Below are 244 nucleotides of genomic sequence, written 5' to 3'. Positions count from 1 at the left end.
GTCATGCTGTCACCCACTTTCCTGGTCCACCATAGATAGGAACTCCGGCATATTTTATGTCTTTCCCTTTTGGAGCAATATCTATATGGATGAACCCTTTGTTGTTTTCGAAGTCTCCACCAATCGCAATAGACCTCACCCCTAATTGCCATGCGCAGTCTGCAATTTCTCTTGCTTCGTCTATGCTGCTGACAAGAAGATCAATCGCGCGACGGGCTGGGGGGGGTGAGGGGTGGCGGGGGGG

The 244-nt window shown here is 51.2% G+C and carries 1 pseudogene; it reads right to left on the bottom strand.

The features are described 5' to 3' along the window. Nucleotide 1: 1 nt before the first annotated feature. Nucleotides 2-244, bottom strand: a pseudogene (locus JDS99_RS31780) (M23 family metallopeptidase); the annotation flags it as partial.

The sequence above is a fragment of the Bacillus cereus group sp. N6 genome (genome assembly GCF_016483705.1).
Lineage (GTDB): Bacteria > Bacillota > Bacilli > Bacillales > Bacillaceae_G > Bacillus_A > Bacillus_A wiedmannii.
This window is presented reverse-complemented; position numbering and strand designations above follow the sequence as displayed.